The 22424-nt window shown below is 31.5% G+C and carries 13 protein-coding genes; 9 read left to right on the top strand and 4 right to left on the bottom strand.

The features are described from left to right. The first annotated feature begins 141 nt into the window (after positions 1-141). From IEW75_RS06440 to IEW75_RS06400, 9 genes are all read left to right on the top strand, one after another. Positions 142-1494, top strand: a complete 1353-nt coding sequence (locus IEW75_RS06440; protein WP_134247905.1) for a Gfo/Idh/MocA family protein — start codon at positions 142-144, stop codon at positions 1492-1494. 80 nt (positions 1495-1574) lie between these two features. Next, on the top strand, positions 1575-4709 hold the full coding sequence (locus IEW75_RS06435; RefSeq protein WP_134247904.1) for a SusC/RagA family TonB-linked outer membrane protein: 3135 nt from the start codon (positions 1575-1577) through the stop codon (positions 4707-4709). Positions 4710-4720: 11 nt separating this feature from the next. After that, on the top strand, positions 4721-6205 hold the full coding sequence (locus tag IEW75_RS06430) for a SusD/RagB family nutrient-binding outer membrane lipoprotein (protein WP_134247903.1): 1485 nt from the start codon (positions 4721-4723) through the stop codon (positions 6203-6205). Between the two features lie 21 nt (positions 6206-6226). Then, the gene (locus IEW75_RS06425; protein ID WP_134247902.1) at positions 6227-7951 is read left to right on the top strand and encodes a LamG domain-containing protein; all 1725 of its coding nucleotides are present in this window, start codon (positions 6227-6229) and stop codon (positions 7949-7951) included. Between the two features lie 103 nt (positions 7952-8054). Then, entirely contained in the window at positions 8055-9704 is a 1650-nt protein-coding gene (locus IEW75_RS06420) for an alkaline phosphatase family protein (protein WP_134247901.1), read from the top strand. 12 nt (positions 9705-9716) lie between these two features. Beyond that, a complete protein-coding gene (locus IEW75_RS06415) occupies positions 9717-11549 on the top strand; it encodes a DUF3472 domain-containing protein (protein ID WP_134247900.1) in 1833 nt (610 codons plus the stop codon). 128 nt (positions 11550-11677) lie between these two features. Next, positions 11678-13363 (top strand): endonuclease/exonuclease/phosphatase family protein, encoded by a 1686-nt coding sequence (locus IEW75_RS06410; RefSeq protein ID WP_134247899.1) that lies wholly within the window; start codon positions 11678-11680, stop codon positions 13361-13363. A 228-nt stretch (positions 13364-13591) separates the two neighbouring features. Beyond that, complete coding sequence (locus tag IEW75_RS06405; RefSeq protein ID WP_134247898.1) at positions 13592-14389, top strand: endonuclease/exonuclease/phosphatase family protein; 798 nt, start codon at positions 13592-13594, stop codon at positions 14387-14389. Positions 14390-14629: 240 nt separating this feature from the next. After that, positions 14630-15112, top strand: a complete 483-nt coding sequence (locus tag IEW75_RS06400; protein WP_134247897.1) for an IS3 family transposase — start codon at positions 14630-14632, stop codon at positions 15110-15112. Between the two features lie 945 nt (positions 15113-16057). Here IEW75_RS06400 and IEW75_RS06395 read toward each other — a convergent pair. The 4 genes from IEW75_RS06395 to IEW75_RS06380 all read right to left on the bottom strand — a co-directional run bounded on the left by IEW75_RS06395 (position 16058) and on the right by IEW75_RS06380 (position 22231). Further along, complete coding sequence (locus tag IEW75_RS06395; RefSeq protein ID WP_134247896.1) at positions 16058-16663, bottom strand: LysO family transporter; 606 nt, start codon at positions 16661-16663, stop codon at positions 16058-16060. Continuing rightward, positions 16660-16935, bottom strand: coding sequence for a LysO family transporter (locus tag IEW75_RS06390; protein ID WP_158283781.1), 276 nt, complete (start codon positions 16933-16935; stop codon positions 16660-16662). Before IEW75_RS06390 ends, IEW75_RS06395 begins: the two co-directional genes overlap by 4 nt. A 43-nt stretch (positions 16936-16978) precedes the next feature. Continuing rightward, positions 16979-20116, bottom strand: coding sequence for a beta-galactosidase, LacZ type (gene lacZ, locus IEW75_RS06385; protein ID WP_134247894.1), 3138 nt, complete (start codon positions 20114-20116; stop codon positions 16979-16981). 108 nt (positions 20117-20224) lie between these two features. Further along, positions 20225-22231 carry an MGH1-like glycoside hydrolase domain-containing protein gene (locus IEW75_RS06380; protein ID WP_134247893.1) on the bottom strand — a complete coding sequence of 669 codons (2007 nt, stop codon included), beginning with the start codon at positions 22229-22231 and terminating at the stop codon, positions 20225-20227. Positions 22232-22424 lie beyond the last annotated feature (193 nt).

The raw sequence follows: 22424 nt of genomic DNA, 5'->3' as shown, positions 1-22424 counted from the left end.
TTTTTTTAAATATTATTTAGGTGTTTTTAGATAAAAAAACCGCCTCCTTTCATTAATAATTAATGACATATTTGTAACAAATAGGTTCACAATTTTGAATTTATCTAGTCAATTAAGTACAATTTATGAAATCATAATATAATGAATACACGAAGAAATTTTATAAAAAAAACAGCAATAGTTGGTGCGGGAATTTCACTAGCTCCAAATTTTACTTTCGGAATAGGAAAAAGTCCCAACAAACTAAAAGTTGGAATGATAGGAGTTGGATTACGTGGAACTAATCATTTAAACAATGTATTAAATAGAGAAGATGTTTTAGTCACAGCGATTTGTGATATAGATCCTAAAAGAATCTCAAATGCTTTGGATATAATTGAAAAATCTGGTCAAAAAAAACCAGAAATATTTGGAATCAGTGATTATGACTATAGAAATTTATTAGAATTAAAAAATGTAGATGCTGTAATAATAGCTACTCCATGGTTATGGCACACGAGAATGGCTAAGGATGCAATGTTAGCTGGGAAATATACTGGTTTGGAAGTTTCAGCAGCCAATACTATGGAAGAGTGTTGGGATTTGGTAAATACCCACGAACAAACAGGAACACATTTAATGATTTTGGAAAATGTGAATTACCGACGTGATGTTTTGGCTGTGTTAAATATGGTTAAGCAAAATGTATTTGGGGAACTGGTTCATTTTAGATGTGGCTACCAACACGATTTACGTTTTGTAAAATTGAATGATGGAAAAACGGCTTATGGTAAAGGAGTAGAATTTGGTGAAAAAGGAATTTCAGAATCTGTTTGGAGAACACAACATTCATTGCTTAGAAATGCAGATGTATACCCTACTCACGGAGCAGGCCCAATAGCAGCTATGTGTGACATTAATAGAGGAAATCGTTTTTTATCACTTACAGCAAATGCGAGTAAAGGTATCGGGTTAAACGATTATATAGTTAAAAATGGAGGAAAAGACCACCCTAACGCTAAGTTAAAATTTAAGCAAGGTGATGTTATAACCTCTACAATTGAAACTGCTAATGGAGAAACAATTATTGTTACTCATGATTGTAATTTACCAAGACCTTATTCATTAGGATTTAGAGTGCAAGGATCAAACGGACTTTGGGAGAAGGATGGAGACAGAATATATATTGAAGGTCAATCAGCCCCTCACCGTTGGGATAGTTCAAAAGAATGGCTGGAGAAATATGATCATCCACTTTGGAAAAAGTATGGTGAGCATGCGCAAGGAGCAGGTCATGGAGGAATGGACTTTTTTGTAATCAATGCCTTTGTGGAATCAGCTAAACAAAATATTGCTCCATCAATGGATGCATATGATGCAGCCGCCTGGAGTGCTATAACACCATTATCAGAATTATCTATCGAAAATAATGGAGAACCACAAGACTTTCCAGATTTCACAAGAGGTAACTGGATAAAAAGAAGACCATATAACTGGATGAAGGATACCTATTAAATTAATGGAATACAATTAACAAATCATACCTAATTAAACTTAATAAAACCAAATTATGAATGCTAATTTAAATTTTACTTATGGAAAAATTAATGACTAAAGGATTACTAATACTTTTGTTAGTTTTAACGTGTTCTTTGCAAGCGCAAGAGAAAACCGTTAGCGGAACTATATTAGATGTAGCAGGTACACCTTTACCCGGTGCTACCATAACTGTTAAGGGGACAACAACCGGTGTTTCTACAGATTTTGATGGGAAATACTCAATTCAAGTTAGTGAAAATGCTGTTTTAACAATATCGTTTATAGGTTTTGTGACACAAGAAATTTCAGTAAAAGGAAAAACAATCATTAACACAGCTTTAGCTGAAGATGCTAATCAATTAGACGAAGTTGTTGTTACTGCCCTTGGAATTAAAAAGGAGAAAAAACGTATTGGATATGCTATTCAAGAAGTTAAAGGAGAATCTTTACAAAAAGCCATAGCTCCAAATGTTGCAGAATCATTAACAGGAAAAGTTGCAGGACTAACAATTGTTAACAGTAATGGTTTCTTTTCAGATCCAGGAATATATCTTAGAGGAAGTAGACCCCTAATTGTAATAGACGGAGTTCCTAATCCAAGCACAGATATGTGGAATATAAGTTCAGACGATATAGAGAGTATTACTGTATTAAAAGCAGCATCAGCATCAGCACTTTATGGCTCATTAGGATTAAATGGTGCTATTCAAATAACACTTAAGTCTGGAAGTAAGGGAGCAGAAGGCACTATAATTTCTGTAAATTCTTCGACTACCTTCCAGGGAGGTTTTACAAGAATTCCAAAAGCTCAAACAGAGTATGGACCAGGAAATGCAGGTGTTTATGAATTTGATACAGGAGCACCTGGAAGTAACGGGAAAAATGACTATGATTACAACATATGGGGACCAAAATTCGATGGAAGGTTATTGCAACAATTTGATTCTCCAATAGATCCAATCACAGGAGAAAGAACGTCTACACCATGGGTAGCAAGGGGAAAAGATAATTTGGGTAATTTTATGGAAACAGGAATTGTTAGTTCTAACAATGTTTCAATCCAATCTAATGGAGAAAAAGGAAGTCTTAATATTTCCAATACTTACAAATATTCAAAGTCTTCAGTGCCAGGAGCAAAATTAGATATCAATACTTTTAGATTAAGAGGAAATATAAATATTTCAAACAAATTATCAGTAGATGGATCTTTACAACATAATTTTCAGAACACCGATAATGCTCCTAGAGCTGATTATGGTCCGAGTTCACCTATTTATACCCTAGCAATTTGGGGAGGAGCACATTTCGATGTTAGAAATTTTAAAAATTTCTGGGTGCCAGGAAAAGAAGGAATTAAGCAACAGTTTGTAGAGAACTGGAGGTATAACAATCCTTATGCTTATGTGCATGGCTTTAAAAAGCCTTATACTAGAAATAATGTACTAGGTTTTTTAAAAGTAAATTATAAGCTAAATGAAAAAGTTAATGCTTTTGTTAGAACAAGTTTAACAACTGATTCCAGAACAATAGATCAAGAGATTTCTGTTGATGTTTACGATTATGACATTCCAGATAGAGGTGGAAGATACAGACACTTTCAAGATAACATATTTGAATCAAATACAGATTTTTTAATTAGTTATAATGATGATTTTTTTAATGACCAATTTGAAATAGATGCAACACTTGGAGCCAATCAAAGACTTTATAGATACAACACATCTTATGCCGAAACAACGCAGTTAGTAGTTCCTGAAATATTTAAATTGAGTAATTCAGTTGATAAAATTACTCCTTCAAGTTCAAAACAAGAAAAGGGTGTGTATAGTGCTTATGCAACTGTAGATTTAGCGTATCAAAATAAATTATTCTTAGGCTTTACAGGTCGAGTTGATAAATCTTCAACCTTACCATCCAAAAATGATTCATTTTTCTATCCTTCTGTTTACACAAGTATTCTATTAGATAAAATATTTGAATTACCTGAGTCAATTAATTTTTTAAAACTTAGGGCTGCCTATGCAAAAGTGGGTGGAGATTTAGCAATTTATAATGCCGTTAACGCTTATAGTACTGGTAGCACATATAGAGATCTGCCAATAGCATTTTATCCATCAGTTATTGACAATCCTAATATTTCACCATCTTTTACTACTTCTTATGAATATGGTATTGAAGGTAAGTTCTTCAATAATAGAATTGCGTTTGAGGCTTCCTATTTTGAAAATAATTATGGGCCTCAAATATTTACTCAAAGGTTCTCTCAAACTTCGGGATATACAGGTATTAGAGAAAATGGTAGGACAACCCAAAGAAAGGGGTATGACTTAACATTGAATTTCACCCCTGTGAAAACAGATAAGTTTACTTGGAATTCGTTAATAAACTATAGTTCATTTAAAGATTACTTAACTTCATTACCTCCTCTTCCTGATGGAACCGTTCCGGAAAAAGAAGGAAGAACATTTGTAGGTGCAAGACTTTATGACTTATGGTATTATGAGTGGGAGAAATCACCCGATGGACAACTGGTTATCCAATCAAATGGTCTTCCTAAAAGAACGGAGATTTATAGAAATCTTGGGAATTCTCAAAATGATTTTACACTAAGTATGAAAAACACATTTTCGTATAAAAATGTAACCCTTTCATTTTTGCTTGATGGCAGATTTGGGGGAGTAACTTTAGATCGTTATGAACGTGACTTATGGAGATCAGGTTCGCACCCTAATTCTACTCATCCAGAGAGAGAACTTTCTAACATAGCTTATACTCATGGTGGAGATGCTAAAACAATGCAAATCCCTGGAGTATCTTTAGTGAGTGGTTCATTATCTTATGACTCAGATGGGAATGTACTTGAAGACACAAGAGTTTTTGAAGAAAGTATTGCTAAAGTAGATTATCAAGCTTGGGCTCAAGGTTATATGGCAGCTTATCAAAGCAATATAATGGAAAAGACCTTTGTTAAATTAAGAGAAGTGACTATAACTTACAATCTTCCGAAAACATTAGTAGAAAAGACCTTTTTAAATTCAGCATCTGTTTCATTAGTAGGTAGAAACCTTTTTTACTGGACCAAGGATAAAACTTTTGCTGATTTAGATTCTTATTCATTTAGTCAAAGTTCTACAAATCTTCAATTTCCTTCACAAAGAACTTATGGATTTAATGTAAATCTTCAATTTTAAAAATTATAACAATGAAAAATATTTTAAAAACTGTTTTATTATTCTCAATAGCTATTCTAATGAATAGTTGTTTAGACTATGATGAACTAAGAGAAAACCCAAATGACCCAATAAACGTTCCACCTAGTCTGTTATTTACTAGAGTTACTCCTAAACCAATATCAACTTTTACAGATAGTTATTCTTTCGCTCAATACCACATTCGTAATAATTCAGATGGTAGTCCTGTTGATTACCAATTTGGAAGTGGGGGATTTAATTTTGGTGTTTTGAGAGATTTAAACAGAATGATTGAAGAAGCAAACAGAAGCAATAATGAAGTCTATGTTGTTTTGGCTAAATTCTTAAGAGCCTACTATTTTGTGGATATGACTAGAGATTTTGGAGATGTTCCGCTTTCTGAGGCAATGTTAGGACAAGAAATTCCTCAACCAAAATATGACACTCAAAAATCAGTATATCTACAAGCCTTAAATTGGTTAGATGAAGCAAATGAAGAATTGGGTGTTTTTATAAGTAACAATCCCTCATATGTTTTGGAAGGTGACTTTTATTATTTTGGAAACTTGAGCCAGTGGCAAAAAGCAATTAATGCTTATACCTTAAGGGTTTTAGTCTCATTAAGTAAAAAATCAAACGATTCAGAATTGAATGTTCAGGGGAGATTCTCTAACATTATAAACAACCCAGCAAAATACCCTCTTATGTCTGGATTATTTGATAATATGCAGGTCGAACATCAAGACAAAGATGGCTTTCGAGGTCCATATAATCCAGACAATGCAGCTTATGCAAACGATATTGTTCTGGTAAGTACTTATATTGATTTGTTAAAAAATAATGAAGATCCTCGTTTAATGATAGTAGCTGACCCTACTCCAAATTCACTTACTGCCAATCCAGATGAAGAAGCGGTGAGAGCTAATTTTAGCTCATATGTTGGAGCAGATATATCTGTATCAACTGCTGAAAACGCAGTTAAAAGGGTTAATGGTGATCTTTCTTATCCAAATCAAGAGCGATATAATAATTTTGTTGGTCAACCTTCAGTTTTACTTAGCTATTATGAGCAAGAACTTAACATTGCTGAAGCAGCAAACAGAGGTTGGATTTCTTCTAATGCCTCAAATCATTACGAAAACGGCGTAGCTGCTTCTATGGAATTCTATGGTGTGGAAGAAAATAAAATCAGTGATTATCTTAACACCAAAGCACCATACATTTCTGGAGCTTCTGGTTTAAATAGAATTCACGAACAAATGTACATTGCTTTCGCAGAAAATTCAGGTTGGGAATCTTTCTTCTTAACACGAAGAACAGGAGTTCCAACATATAAATTTTCAAGTGAAAACAACGTATCAAAAATACCTGTACGTTGGGCATACCCTGTTGCTGAACAGTCTGATAATAAGGATAATTATACTGCTGCATTGATATCTCAATTTGGTAGCGAAGTGGATGATAGAGATCAAATAATTTGGATCTTACAAGATTAATTTAATAACAATATCAACATTATGAAAAAATTAAATATTCCCAACAATATTAGACATATTTCTAATTTGTTATATCCGTTAGCATTACTCATTTTAATACTTATTAGCTGCTCAAAAAATGAAGAAGGGTGGAATGATAGTAGGTATTTTGAAAAATTTGGGATATACATATACCATACAAATCCTATTACTGGAGAAGAATATACAACCGAGGAATTAGCTGAGTTATCTTACAATCCAAAAGTAAAAGAATCTTATACTGAAGGACAATCTGTTGAACTATCCGTTGTAACTGAAAAGGAACCTGTTGAAGTTAAAGTACTATTAGGAAGTGACCTTTCAGTTTTGGAAGTAATTTCAGAATTTAACACTTATAACGATAGCTTCAGATCTAAAAGTTTTGTTTCAAGTTTAGAAGATTTAAATCTTTTGGAAATTGGAGATAAAACTACATTAAAGTTTGAAATACTTTTTAAAGATAATTCTATAGGAGCTGTTCTTTTTGACATCAAAAAGAAAAAGGTTTTTGTACCTAATATAGAATTCTTTGTTTATCTAAAAAAACAAATTGGAGAAGTTATTGGGTTAAATACAGAAGATAAAGTTGTTTCAAGAGAAAAAAATGCAGAAGTTGGAACAATCATAACTTTAGATGGTTTAAGCAATAAAGTAGAAGTTATAAATACCCCTGATTTAGATTTCAGACATACAGAAGATTTTTCTGTTGGTATTTGGGTAAATACAACAGCTACAAATAGTGATCCATCTATAATTGGTGATAAAGATTGGGGAAGTGGAAGTAATAAAGGATTTATTTTTGCCTTTTTAGGTGACAATTGGAAATTAAATGCTGGTGGCAGTGGTAATCGAATAGATATAAGCGGTAATGTAATTAATGATGGTGAGTGGCATTTTCTGATGGCTACTTTTGATAGAGATGGAAATGCTACAATTTATCAAGATGGTGTATCTCTTGGCAGTGCTGATATGACAGCATTAACGGATATGAATAGTGGACTTCCTATTCAATTAGGACAAGATGGAACCGGGTTTTATGGAGATTGGTTTGAAGGAAAACTTGGAGAAACTTATATCTATGACTATGTACTAACACCTGAACAAGTAGCTGAAATAAACTCATTAAAAACAGGTGCACAATTAAAAACTAATGCTGGAACAGTAAAAAATATAGAAGTAACTAATAGCGGTGCTACTATAAGTAGTGAAGAAGGTCGTTATGCTTTTGCTTTTGATGGTTCTAATATGGTTACATTAGATAATACTTCTGATTTAGACTTTAGACATACTGGTGATTTTTCTATTGCTTTATGGGTAAATACAACAGCTACAAATAGCGATCCATCCATAATTGGTGATAAAGATTGGGGAAGCGGTGGAAATAAAGGTTTTATTTTTCCTTTTAAGGGAAGTACCTGGGGTGTCAATGCTGGTGATGGGAACGGAAATAGAATTGATCTTAATGGAAATGCAATTAATGATGGAGAATGGCATTTATTAGTAGCCACCTTTGATCGCGATGGAGATTTAACATTATATGAAGATGGAGGTTTGGTAGATAGTGGAAATATGGCGGCTCTTGGTGATATCAATAGTGGTTTCCCAATTCGTTTAGCACAAGATGGAACAGGAACTTATGGTTCTTGGTTTGAAGGTAAAATAGCTAACAGTACAATTTTTGACTATGTGTTATCACCTGAAGAAATAACTGCTTTGTATAATGAATAATTAAGTGAATTATTGTTTGAGTTAATGTTGTGTCATGGAGGGTAAATTATTTACCTTTCATGATTTCATTAATTTTTTTTTAATTTAAAGAATATTTAATAAAATGAAGAAAGAAGGGGTATTAATAGGCTTATTATTTTTGTTGATTTTTGCTTGTAGTAATACTAATCAAGAGGAACAGATAATAGAACCAACAAAAAATGTTGTAGAAAAAAAAGTTATAATTATTGGAATAGATGGCTGCAGACCAGATGCACTAACGGCTGCAAACACACCAAATCTAGACGCTTTAATTGCAAACGGAACATATTCATTAGATGCAAGAAATACAGGTATAACAATAAGTGGCCCAGGATGGACATCAATGCTTACTGGAGTTTGGGAAAACAAACACAATGTAGTTGACAATACTTTCAACTCATATAATTATACAGCATACCCTCATTTATTTAAAAGAATAGAAGACTATAATTCTGATTTTAAAACAGTCTCTGTTGCTCAATGGCATCCAATAAATACTAAAGTTGTGAAATCTACAGCTGATGTAATAGTAAATTCAGAAGATAGTACACTTGATACAGAAAAAAAAGCAGTGAATGAATTGACAAGTAATGAATTAACTGCAATGTTCATTCATTTTGATGATGTAGATCACGCAGGTCACTCAACTGGATTTAGTCTAAATAATGATAATTATATTAATGCTATTGAAAAAGTAGATCAATCAATCGGTAATGTTATCTCAGCTTTAAAAAATCGTGAAAATTATGATAAAGAAGATTGGTTAGTTATTGTAGGTACAGATCACGGAGGTATAGCAAACAACCATGGAGGAACTACCGATGAGGAACGTACAATTTTTATTATAGCTAGTGGAGATAATATTCCTAACAAAGAAATTGCAAAAACAACCACTCAAACTACAATACCAAATTCAGAAAACTGTCTAAACAGTAATTCAGAACTTAAATTTGATGCTGATGGTAGTATTGAAATTTCAGATAATGTAGCTCATAGTTTTGGTACTTCACAGGATTTCTCTATAGAATGTCGTGTTAAATCAGATTATGCCGGTGATGTTCATATTGTGGGTAAGAAAAACTGGGATAATGGTGTATTACCAGGTTATATATTTTCATTTAAAACAAATACTCAAAAATTTAAAGTTAATGTAGGAGACGGTACAAATCGTGTAGATTTAGAATCTACTGTAATAACAGATAATGAATGGCATACCGTAAGTGCAACTTTTGATCGTGATGGAATGTTAAAAGTATATGTTGATGGAGTGTTTTTTAATGAAACTTCTATGGCATCAATAGGTAATTTAAATAATAACTTCCCCTTTTCAATTGGGGCGGATGGAAATAATAAGTATAAATTTAAAGGATCAGTAGCAGAAGTTAGAATTTTTAACACCTTATTAAGTGATGAGGATATTAGTGATTGGAAATGTAAAGTGCTAGATAACAACCATCCAAAATATGATAATTTACAAGGACATTGGAAACTAGATGAAGGAACAGGATCAATAATTACAGACTCAAGTTCTAAATCGGCTAATGGTACTTTAACAGGAGGCAATTGGGCCGATATTTCTAATGAAGTGCAAGTAAATGTTCATAATTATGATCATACACCAAGAACAGTTGATGCAGTTATAACTGCGCTAAACCATTTGTGTATTCCTATTCAAGATTCGTGGAATCTCGAAGGTATTTCATTAATAGAAACTAATTGTTCAAAAAACTAAAAAAATCATAAAATGAAAAATTTCATTATAAATACACAAAAAATGAATGTCCTACTTTTAATAATTGGATTGTCAATAAATTTGTTCTCTTGTTCAAAGGATACAGATGTACCTGAAACAAATACAATACCGGAAACACCAACAACGGTTGATTATACAGTATCAGTGCCATGTGAAGGAAACAGCTGGATTGTTGGCAATTGGGAAGCAACTGAGAATTTGGTGACAGAAGGAGGTATAAAAAATTGGAAAAACTCAAATGACAAAATCAGAACTTATTTTTACGCAAAAACAACTGGAACCATTGAAGTTGGTATCCACGCAAAATTTGAGAGTGCTACCACTTTAAAAGTTAGCCTTGGTAATATTACTCAAGAAGTTAAATTTCAATCTTCAAACAATTATATTAATCATAACGTTGGATCTTTTACTATCGATCAGGTAGGATACCATTTTGTGGAATTAGAGGGAATTAACAATAGTGGAGATTCATTTGGTAATATAGCTAATATCCTGTTTGGTGATTCATCTTGGAACTCAAAAATAAGCTATGTGGATGCCGATTGGTTTTATTGGGGAAGAAGAGGTCCTTCAGTACATTTAAATTATGAAGAACCAACCAATAAAGACATTACTTGGTTTTATAATGAAGTAACAGTTCCTGTAGGAAGCGACCCTATAGGATCTTATTTTATGGCAAATGGGTTTTCAGATGGTTACTTCGGAATGCAAGTTAATTCTGCCACAGAAAGACATATATTATTTTCTGTTTGGAGTGCATTTGATACTCAAGACCCTGACCAAATACCTGACGAATATACTGTAAAACCTCTTGGTAACGGAGCTGATGTTACAGTTAAGGAATTTGGAGGAGAAGGGGCTGGAGCTCAAAGTTATTTTGTTTATGACTGGACACCTGGAAATACTTATAAATTTTTATTAAAAGGAGAATCATATGAAAGCAACTCTATTGATTATACTGCATATTTTTATGCCCCTGAAGTAGGTGATTGGAAATTGATTGCTAGTTTTAGAAGACCATTTCCTACAAGTACACATTTAACCAGATTACATTCATTTTTAGAGAATTTTGATACAACAATGGGTGATAAAACAAGACAAGTTGATTATTCCAACCAATGGGTTTATGATACCCAAGGGGTTTGGAGTGAAATTACATCTGCCCTATTTACAACTGACAATACCGGAAAAAGCGGAGTGAGATTAGATTATGATGGTGGAACCCAGACAGAAGGAGATAAATTTTATCTGAGAAATTGTGGTTTTTTTAGTGACAATCAACCATCGAATACATCTCATAACAGAACGGCTAGTGGAACCGCTCCAACTATAGATTTTACTAAATTAGAAGTCCCTACAATTCCTGAAGAACCAGTTTATACAATACTTGATAGATCAAATTGGAGTGTTCTAAGTTTTAGTTCACAAGAAGATACAGGAGGAGAAGGGACTACAGGAAGGGCTGCTGATGTTTTAGATGATGATCTTAATACTTACTGGCACTCCTGCTGGAATGGATGCGATGCAGCACCTCCACATCATATTATTATAGATATGGGGCAATCGAATACCGTTGATGGTTTTAGTTTTTCACAAAGACAAACACTTTCCAGAGCTGTTAAGGACATTGAAATACAAATAAGTAGTGACAATACAAATTGGGAAAGTTTAGGAGATTTTGTATTGCAAAATATTAAAAGCAAGCAATATATTGGTTTTTCTGAAGAAAAATCATTTAGATATTTTAAATTTATAGTTAAATCTGCGCATGATGGTTCAAAGAATGCAACAATGGCTGAAATATCAACTTATATTAAAAAGTAATATTCAATGTATAAATAGGATTAAAAACTACCATTATTCGTCATTTGAATTTAGGAATGAATAGATAAAGAGCAGTCCTAAAAATTGAAGAAATAAAATGAGCAAGGAAAAATTAAAAAGTTTTTTATATGAAACAAATAGTATCTATTATTTTAAGTTTATTAATGTCAAACGCAGTAGTTTCACAAACTATTAATAATAATACACCTATTCAATTTAGTTTTAATGAAAGTTTAAATTGTGAAAATTATGGATTTAAAGGAGTCAATTATCATTTTACTAAAGGGATTGAAGGAGAAGCTCTATTCTTAAAATCAATTAATCAAGAATTTAATAATTTAAAATTACAAGGTTTATCTATTGATGGAACTACAAGTTTCACTATTCAGTTCTGGGTCAATACTACCTCTTCAAAACCCACTGTGTTAATTTCTCAAAAGGAGTTTAAAAACAAAGGAATCTCCTCTCAAAAAAATAAAGGTTGGGTTTTATATAATTCAGGAGGCACCCTAGGCTGGTCCATTGGATCTGGAAAACGCAGGTTAAATTATGAACGAGATAATGGAGATAAAATGCCCTTGTCCAATGGAATTTGGCATCAAATTACAATGACCTATGAAAAAGAATTATCTGAGGTTAGGCTATATTATGACGGACTTAATGTAGCTATTTACAAAATGAGTTTCGATTTTTTTAATAATAACCCCATAATAATTGGATCACAAGAAAATAGCTTTGACTATGATAATGAAATATTACCCGAAATTAAAAATGGAGTAAATCAACTACAAACATTAGTCGATGAGTTTAACAAACTCAAATTGGAGAATGTAACTGAGGATGAGTTTTTTAGTTTAATTGTTGACCCTGAAGAATTATACATAAGAAAGCTTAAAATTGGAAAATTGAAAAGTGACAGTCTTAGAAAACAAAAATTGAAGATTCTAAAAGAAGTAATTAAAGTCCATAAAAACTTATATTATAATCCATATACTGTAACTCAAAATCACGAGCTTACAGCTTTAAAACCTATAAATAAAATATACTATCTAAAAAATGGCAAAGTACACATTAATAAATATTTTGCTAATTTATTTGGAGAAAAAGAGCGATTATATCCATCAAACTTTTCAATAGACAATCTTGTATTTTGGAGACAATCCCTCCTTCCTGAAACAATATTGAATAGCTATAATAAGCATAAATTGAATAAAGTTCAAACTCAGAAAGAAGAAGAAAAAAAAGACACGATTACTGTAGGTGTATGGAATATCTGGCATGGAGGAACTCATTTCACAATAAATAAGGATGGATGGGACTCTCGTATTAGAATCGCCAACATATTAAAAAAAGAGAATGTAGATATCATTTTAATGCAGGAAACCTATTCCTCTGGAGATTTTATTGCTGCTGAGTTAGGTTATTATTTTGCAACTACATCAGATTGGGATTATTGTTCACAAGGATCAAATATCTCAATACTAAGTCGTTACCCAATAAAAGAATTAGAAGTATCTAAAGATACAGAATTTATGAATATTTCGGTAAAAATAGAAATAGATCAAAACCAACAGATTTATGCAATGTCTAATTGGTATGGAATGTCATCTTTTCCATTAGTTTATGATTTTCATAAAGAAAAATTTGATAAAGCAGATGATATCCCAATTCTGTTTGGAGGGGATTTTAATGCTGTCCCACACACCGATAGTGGTAATAGTGAAGCATCTGTTAAAATGTTAAAAAATGGATTTAAAGATTCCTATAGAGAGCTCCATCCTAACTATAAAAAATTTCCTGGATATACCCATTAATGGGGTGAAAGAATTGACCAACTCTACTATAAAGGAATAGGACTTAAAAACACAACTACTGAAGTGATCTCAACTTGGCCAGATGGGTTTCCCTCAGATCATTTTATGATAGTATCTAAATTTAAATTAAACCGTTAAAAATATTTCAAGCTAATTGCTACAAAAGAAAAAACTATAATTTTTCAATCTCACAAATCTAATACATAAACATTTCCAAATATTTAAAAAATGAAAACAAAAATAACAATCATTCTATTAATAATATTATTCTGCAAAACTGGTTGGTCTCAAACCAAAGTAGAGAGTAATAAAATTGTAAAAGTTCTTTCATTTAACATTCTTCATGGAGCTACTACAAAAGGTGATTTTGATTTAGATGTTATAGCAAATGTTATTAAAAAAACAAAACCAGATTTTGTAGCTATGCAGGAAGTTGATTATAAAACAAATAGAGCCCATAAATATGATTTAGTAACTGAGTTGGGTTGGAGAACAAAATTAATACCATTATTTGCTAAAGCTATGAGTTATGATGGTGGTGAATATGGAGAAGGAATACTATCTAAATATTCCTTTTTACAAACAAGAAATGTAGCCTTACCATTTACACCAGGAAATGAACCAAGAGCTGCATTAGAAATAATAACCATAATTCCATCAAAAGACACCATAGCATTTGTAGCAACGCATCTAGATCATTTAAATGATGAAAGTGACAGAATAGCTCAGGTAAAAAAAATTAATGAAGTGTTTACTTCAAGTAAATATCCAACTATTTTAGCAGGTGACCTTAATGCAATACCAGGAAGTTCACCAATTAACATACTTGAAGAAGTGTGGTCACCCTCTTATAATAAAGAAAATTTAAAACATACTTTCCCCTCAGATAACCCAACTGAAAAACTCGACTATGTAATGTTTTTTCCACATAACAGATGGAAAGTAATTGAAACAGAAGTTATTATTGATACAATTGCTTCAGACCATTGTGCATACCTTGTAACTTTAGAACTATTGCATGAGTAAAAAAACATAACGAAGGCTCTAAAACAATTAAGAAGTAGTTTTGCAGCAGAATTGAGGAAACAAGGTTATTCAATATCAAAAGTACGAGTGTCTAAATTAATGAAGTTAAATTATTTAAGAAGTAAGGTGAAACGAAAATATAGAGCTATAACCGATTCTAATCACAAGTTTTTGATTTCTAAGAATCATTTAAATAGAGAGTTTACACCTGCAACATGAAATGAAGTTTGAGTATCAGATATTACATATGTGAGAACTCCCCAGAGGTGGCTGTATTTAACTACAATTATTGATTTATATGATCGTCAGGTAATCGGGTGGGCTTTAAGTAGCAATTTATCAACAAAAAGAACTATTATACCTGCTTGGAGAATGGCATTATCGAAAAGAAACATAACAAAACCATTAATTTTTCATTCAGATAGAGGTGTCCAATATGCCCGTAATTTATTCAGAAAACATTTAAAAAACAATGAATTAATTACTCAGAGTATGAGTAGAAAAGGAAATTGTTGGGATAATGCTGTAACAGAATCTTTCTTCAAAACTCTTAAAACTGAATTAATTTACCATGAAAAGTATGAAAGTATTTTACAAACCAAAACTTCCATATTTGAATATATAGAAATTTGGTACAATAGAAAACGATTACATTCTTCATTGGGCTATAAATCTCCTCTTGAAGTCGAATTAGAATTTAATAAATTAAAAGATGTAGCATAGGTCTTAGAAAAAATGGCCTACTTTTTGTTGTAAGTCCACTTTTACGGATATCATAAATAACTACATTCTAGACTAAATAAAGAAGGACTAATTCGATGTCAGTTTGAAGAACCTCCTCCCTCCTACAAACCCCTTTTTTCATAAGGTATTTTGAAACAGTTGCAGATCCTCTTTTTCTTTTAAGTTAAAGTTTAAAAAATATTATTTTTTTATTAACATAAACTTTTTATCAAAATTTTAATGCATAAAAAATTAAACTACAACAAAAACAATATTAAATAACTGTTTTTCAGTTGATTACAAATTAGGTACGTAATTCGGTGCGTATTTTGTATGAAATAATTTTTATTCCCTGATTATCAGAACTATACAAAACATATTACAGTTCCTCTTTCTCCGCAAAAAGCCTTGCATTTTATGCGAGGCTTTTCTTTTTACATCACTTTTCAGTGATAAAAACACCTCAACAACTTATAAACACTGAGTTTACTCACTATTCAAAGGGAATTAAGCTTTTTTGACATTTAACAAAAATATGTCAAAATCCACTTAAATACGCATACCACAGTTACCCTATGAGTTACCATCGTAATTTTTAAAAACTAGGATAACTAAATTTCTAAGGCATCCCAAAGAATAGCTATACACAAAAACCAAGTGTATGAAAGAACAAAAATTTATGAAACGAGAAAATAATCGATGTCGATATGATAAACGATTTATTTTAAAGGTAGTTAAGGAGATTACATAGTCTACCCCAAAAATGAAGCAGCTTAGTAATTGAAAATATTTTTTTAACCTTAAAATGAAATGATAAAAACTCAACCAACAATTTTATGATAGATTATTTGAAAGGAGCTCATTAACATTTGTTTACGAGCCCGTTTTTATAAATAACTGTTGATAATTATATTACTTTTATTAAAGAAGGATGCGCATATTAATTTAAACAAATGTCAATATAAAAGGAACTAAAAAAGGTACAATTATAGTTAATACAACACCACTAAAAACAGCAATTATCGCCCATTCTTTCCCTGTACTTTCTGAAATAATAGGCAAACAGGTATCCATTGAGGTAGCCCCTCCAGATGCAATGCCTCCTAGTTTACCAAAATGTTTTACAAAAAATGGAGTTGCTAAAAGCGTTAAAATTTCTCTTGAGATATTAGATAATAAGGCAATAACACCTAAGGTTTCTCCACTAATTTCTGTTATAAATATAGAAGACAAACTATAGTAACCAAATCCTGCAGCTACAGCCATAGCTTCTATTATACTAATTTCAGAAATAAAAAAAGATATTATTGCTGCGCCAAATAATGAACCTAAAACAACACAAAGTGGAACTAGTATAATTTTTGTTTTTGTTTTACGAATTACACTAAGTGCACTACCATCTGCTCCAATACCAATACCCACAAAAAACATTAAGGCATATAATGAGTATTTGGAAAAATCATTTTCTATTAAAAAATCTGGTAAGAATTTGTATAGCCCTAAAACTACACCCACTATAAACATAAAAAGTATGATGATGCTATTTTTCATTTTTTTTGGATAAAGAATAATTTATAAGTGATGTATGCAAGAATTAAACTTCCTAATACGGCTCCAAAAGTTATTAAAATAGCTTGTAAGCCAATGTTAGCCATATTTGAAACAATTGTTTTATTTAAACCTACTCCAATTCCTAAAAGAAATAATAACATATAAATAATAAGGGTTGTAGCCTTGTTTGAAAATAGAATGAATTTGGTTTCATTTTTGAGAACATATCCAAGAATGAAACCTATCGTCATTAATAGTAATACTGGAATCATAATATTTAAATATTTATGCAGAAGCATTATAGAGTACTGAAAATTATTTTACAGTTGGTTGAATTGTAAATGAATAGTTGTAATTTTTATTCGCTGAAATCATATATTCCGGGTGTGGTAATCTTCCCCAGGACGTATCTCCTCCAACACCCATCTGTAAATAATCAATATTCCACTGAATGGTTTCGCCAATTTTAATGTCTGCACCGTGTTTTTTAGTTAAAGGAACTAACCCTGATGCCGATTTTGAGGCATCACCACTATTAAAATCAAGCTCTTGCATAATAAAAGGCCAAACGCTGGTATTTAATAATTGTTCTGAAGATACTTTTAAAGTCATATTTTCAGAAGCTAATTTCATCCATCTAACATCCGTTTTATTACCGGTTTCTTGTGGTCGCAGATAACGATGGAATTGCGCTTCAATTTTTCCTGAATACACTCCGGTTTTAACGCCCGTTTTTCTGTCCCAATAACTTTCATCGGGACCATTTCCATACCAAGAAACATCGGTAAAATTAGTTGGAATTGTGAAATACATTCCTACTTTTGGAAGATTTGACAACTCTTTTTTATTTGGACTGAAAGAATAATCTAAGTTTAACTTTCCATTATTTTCAATCAAATACTTTACAAAAACAGTCGCTTCGTTATTTGGAAGATGGTACTGAACATTAAAAGAAACCCCATTTTCATCCTTTTTTGGTGCTTTCATTAGTTTTGAGGTGTAATTGTAAGATGCATTTTGCCAAACTTTTGCCCACTTATCCATTCCATTTCCTAAATCGTTATCGGTTGGAGGTCTCCAAAAATTTGGACGAATAGGCTGATTGGTAATTTCTTTTCCATCAAAAATCCAAGAAATAATTTCACCGGAATTAGCATTTATTTTTAAATTAGTTTTATCATTTTTTAACTCAATCACGTTTTCTGAAGCAATAATTTCTATTGTATTTCCTTTTGAATTTAAAACTGATTTTCTAATTCCTTTATTTAGAATAAATTGATCCCAGGCAACTTCGTGACCTTTAGGTAATAAATTAGCAGCTTCTTTTTGAATTAAACTAACCTCCAGTATCAATTCATTTTCTGGTGTAAATACTGTTGGAATTTCTTCAATTTTTATCTTCTGTGAAGTTTGTGGTTTTGTATTAATTTCAATATTCGATTTTTCAAAAAACACCTCTCCGTTTTTTAACAACTTAACTTTAAGCTCTTTATCTGAAAAATCAACAAAAAAGTTTTTGTTTTCAATTTCAACAATTCCATTTCCTAAATAATTGAATTGAGAAGGTTCATATACTTTCTTCACTTCTGTTAAATGAGGATGTGGATTTCTATATGGATCAACTAAACCATTGTTTAAAAAGTTACCATCAGTTGGTAAGTCTGGATGAAAATCGTGTCCGTAAGCCAAATAAGGCTTTCCATTTTCATCTTTATATTCCAAACTTTGATCAACCCAATCCCAAATAAAGCCTCCCTGGAGATTTGGATATTTTTCAATAATATCCCAATAATCTTGCAAATTTCCAACGGAATTTCCCATCGCATGAGCGTATTCAATCATTATTGAAGGTTTGTCTGAATTTGATTTCCCATGAGTAATTAAATCTTCAGGGCGTGGATACATGGGGCAATATAAATCTGTATAATCATCTTTCCCTGCTGGTTCATATTGGACTATTCTGGTTGAATCATTTTCTTTTAACCATTTGTACGTTGACCTGAAAACATCACCTTCTCCAGCTTCATTTCCTAAAGACCAGGAATAAATTGAAGGATGATTTCTATCTCGATAAAACATCCGTTTTGTGCGCATTAAATGTGCTGGTAACCAGCTCATTTCATTTCCAATTTGAGTATTTTTATCTATTGCCAACGGATGACTCTCAATATTAGCTTCATCAACCACATACAAACCATATTTGTCGCATAAATCTAACCAATAAGGATCGTTTGGATAATGAGAACTACGTACAGCGTTTATATTATTTTGCTTCATTAATTTGATGTCTTTTTCCATAGATTCACGGGAAACTACGTGCCCTGTAAAAGGGTCTGTTTCGTGTCTGTCAACTCCCTTAATGTAAATCGCTTTTCCATTTATTAACACCTGACTATTTTTAATTTCAACACTTTTAAACCCAACATAACGAGTAATATATATGTTATTTTTAGAGTTTTTTTTATCTTTCAAATAAATTTTTAAGGTGTATAAATTTGGAATTTCGGCCGACCATTGTTTTACATTTCCAATTACATTTTCAGTTGTAAAATCTGCTGAAGTATTGGCCTCAATCTCTAAGGTTTTAGTTTCTTTTAAAATTGAATTTTCACCATCCAATAATTCTATAACAATATTTTTTGAAGTTTTTTCTGGAGAATTGTTAGTAATAGAAACAATGCCTTTAAAAATTCCATTTATATAAGATTTATCTAAATTTGAAAATGTGCAATAGTCTGAAACAATTACTTTTGGTTGTGAATACAAATACACTTCTCGTTCAATACCACTCATTCGTAGCATATCCTGACTTTCCAGATAACTGGCGTCACTCCATCTAAATAATTGTAATGCGATAAGGTTTTTACCTTCTTTTAAATATTTTGAAATATTAAATTCAGCAGGAGTTTTACTACCTTGTGAATAGCCAACGTAGTTTCCATTTATGTACACATACATAGCAGATTTTGAACCAGCAAAATGGAGGATTGTATCTTCAGATAAAAATTCATTGCTGAGTGTTATCTCTTTTCTGTAAGTTCCAACCGGATTGTAATCAGTAGGAGCATTGGGCCATTTTGTTGTAAACGGATAACGTTCATCTAAATAAATCGGATAATCATAACCTTCTATTTCCCAGTTTGCTGGAACTCCAATTGTTGCCCAATCACTATCATTAAAATGTATGTTTTGAAATGTAGTAATTCGCTGTTTTGGGTCTTTTACAAAATGAAATTTCCAGTCGCCATTTAAACTTATAAAACGGTTTGATTTTTCTTTTTCAATAATTTCAGCCGATTCTGTTCCAAAAAAAGTAGCTCTTGGCGGTAATTTATTTTCTTCAAATATTTGATGATTGTAATGGTTTTTTTGTTCTGGAATATTACTTAATTGTGTTTGCTTGCAAGAAATAGCCACAAAAAAAGTAATTAATACTAGTAATTTTATTTTCATTAGTGTTTAATTTAGGAGGCTCTGATCCATTTTCTTTTATACTGTATAAAGTTTAAAATGTTTTTTTAGCTCACTTTGTTAAATTTTTTAAATTGTTATAGTTCATTTTTATGAATCTGATAAAAGCATAATAATATGCGCAGCACTCCAACTAAAATTTTGTGCATTTAAGCCTTCACCAGTAATTGGGTGGTAATTTTCTCGAATCGATTTTCCTTTGCCTAAAATACCTTCAGCACCTTCTAATATTTTAACTGTTGCATTGTCGGCTTCACTATTAAAACCATAATTACGCAATCCTTTTACACCAAAATAAGCTTGATCTAGCCAATTTGGACCTCTCCAATAACCATTCATTGGGTCGAATTTTGGGTGATCGGCACTCATAGTTTGAAAAGGAACCTTTATAAAGAATTTTTTAGCATTCATCATTCTATTTTTTACAGCCTCTGCTTGTTCTTGAGTAGCTGCATTTGCCCAAAGTGCGGTCCAACCTTCACTTCCTTCGCCTTTAATAAAATTATTTCCTTCCAAATTGGTATCGTAAAACCAACCGTCTTCAGGATCATAAAATTGGTTTTGAATTCTAATTTTTAAAATTTCAGCATCCTCTTTAAACATTTTCATATCATGGTTTTCTTGAATGGCTTCAGCTAATTGCGCTAAGTATAATTTTTCAGCATATAAATAGGCATTTAAATCAACACTTTCTTGGTCTAAGGAATAGGCTCCTACTTCATTTTTTAAAATTTTTGAATCATCAAATCGAATGGCATTGTCCATACCACTTTCCCATTTTGCAGCTATCAAAGTACCGTCAGTTGAGCCATATTCACACAAACCATCTTTATCGTGATCACGTTTATTATACCACCAATTATGATATCTTTTCAATTTCGGATACATTTCTTTTACAAACTCGATATCACTATCTTTTTTAAAAATTTTGACAACAGCCCAAACAGATAGTGGAGGTTTGGTATCTCTGTAATTATGATTTTCAATAGTAGTATCTCTGTAAACGCAATCAACAACAAAGCCATCTTCACTTTGAAAATCAAACATAGCTTTCATTTGATTTTTAGCTAAATCAGTATTGTAATAAGATAATCCTACTGCATGTTTCCAAGAATCCCAAGACCAAAATCCATGAAACCATTCATAATGATAACTCGGAAATAAACCTTCGTGTTTTAATTTACCGGCTGCAACACGCCAGTTGTTTTGCAAGGTTAAGTGTGTTTTTGCTAAAACATTCTCGTAAATTGAGTCTTTAAATTTAGGTTTTAAATTATTTGTCAAAGCTGAAATTTGGCTCTCTTTTTCATTTTTTCGTGTATTTAAAACAGAATCAAATGAAATAGTACCAAGTGCTTCTTTTTCATCTTCCCAAGAATATTCAGGAAAAATAAAAGTTTGTGAAATGTTAATTTCCTTGGACTGATTTGGCTTTAATGAAATATTTTCAGCCGCTGTACTGTAAGTAGTATCAGTATTTTTTATGGAAGTTCCTGTTGGAAATATAAAATGTCCAATCGCATTTGATTTTGAAGATTTTATAAGAACTTCATTTTTTGTTGAAATAAACTTAAGACTCTCAGCTAAAATTGGTTGATTTTTCCAATGCATGGAAATATCAATAGTTTCTTTACCAATATTTGTGATGGTTGATTTGATGATTGCTGTATGCCCTGAGCTAAAAACAAGTTGTTGGGTTAATTCTAAATAATCACTTTTAAAAACTTGCTCTAAATGACTTGCGTAACTTGTAGTTTTAACAGATTTCCAAACAACATTTTTTAAAACCAATTGAGATAGATTTGCACTACTCCAAATTCCATTTTGTTCAGTCATTAAAAAAGGTCCAGAAAAACCGCCATAATTTGATGTTGTATCAGGAAAACTATATGCAAACCAGGCTCCCTGATCGGAAAACATTAGGCCAGTTTTGTCAAAAGCATTATTTGGTGAAACGGTGTAATCTAAAATATTTTCACTGTGGTTAAGAAAAGTAAATCCCTTATCCTTTTTAATTAATTCTTTAGAATTGTTACAACTAAAATTTATTATTAAAATTAAGACAACTATATGTCTAATTACTTTTTTTAAATGCATTTTCAACTAGGGTATGTGTTAATTACAAGTTTTAATTTCTATATGAAATTTAATCGCAACAAATTTCGAACAAATTTCTTTACTAATACAAAAAAGACCTTTACTTAACCTTTCATTTGGTTATTTTTAGAAAAGTTCTTCAATTAATAATATCTACATTTGTAACTAAATATAGTTAGTGGAAATCTTTATA

The organism is Lutibacter litoralis (genome assembly GCF_014646675.1).
Taxonomy (GTDB): Bacteria; Bacteroidota; Bacteroidia; order Flavobacteriales; family Flavobacteriaceae; genus Lutibacter; species Lutibacter litoralis.
Note: the sequence above shows the minus strand (reverse complement) of the source record. Positions and strands in the feature narration are given on the sequence as shown.

Excerpts from the sequence above, each read along its gene's own strand:
- IEW75_RS06440 (WP_134247905.1), top strand. The coding sequence starts at position 142 with ATGAATACACGAAGAAATTTTATAAAAAAAACAGCAATAGTTGGTGCG.
- IEW75_RS06435 (WP_134247904.1), top strand. The coding sequence starts at position 1,575 with ATGGAAAAATTAATGACTAAAGGATTACTAATACTTTTGTTAGTTTTA.
- IEW75_RS06430 (WP_134247903.1), top strand. The coding sequence starts at position 4,721 with ATGAAAAATATTTTAAAAACTGTTTTATTATTCTCAATAGCTATTCTA.
- IEW75_RS06425 (WP_134247902.1), top strand. The coding sequence starts at position 6,227 with ATGAAAAAATTAAATATTCCCAACAATATTAGACATATTTCTAATTTG.
- IEW75_RS06420 (WP_134247901.1), top strand. The coding sequence starts at position 8,055 with ATGAAGAAAGAAGGGGTATTAATAGGCTTATTATTTTTGTTGATTTTT.
- IEW75_RS06415 (WP_134247900.1), top strand. The coding sequence starts at position 9,717 with ATGAAAAATTTCATTATAAATACACAAAAAATGAATGTCCTACTTTTA.
- IEW75_RS06410 (WP_134247899.1), top strand. The coding sequence starts at position 11,678 with ATGAAACAAATAGTATCTATTATTTTAAGTTTATTAATGTCAAACGCA.
- IEW75_RS06405 (WP_134247898.1), top strand. The coding sequence starts at position 13,592 with ATGAAAACAAAAATAACAATCATTCTATTAATAATATTATTCTGCAAA.
- IEW75_RS06395 (WP_134247896.1), bottom strand. The coding sequence starts at position 16,663 with ATGAAAAATAGCATCATCATACTTTTTATGTTTATAGTGGGTGTAGTT.
- IEW75_RS06390 (WP_158283781.1), bottom strand. The coding sequence starts at position 16,935 with ATGATTCCAGTATTACTATTAATGACGATAGGTTTCATTCTTGGATAT.
- lacZ (WP_134247894.1), bottom strand. The coding sequence starts at position 20,116 with ATGAAAATAAAATTACTAGTATTAATTACTTTTTTTGTGGCTATTTCT.
- IEW75_RS06380 (WP_134247893.1), bottom strand. The coding sequence starts at position 22,231 with ATGCATTTAAAAAAAGTAATTAGACATATAGTTGTCTTAATTTTAATA.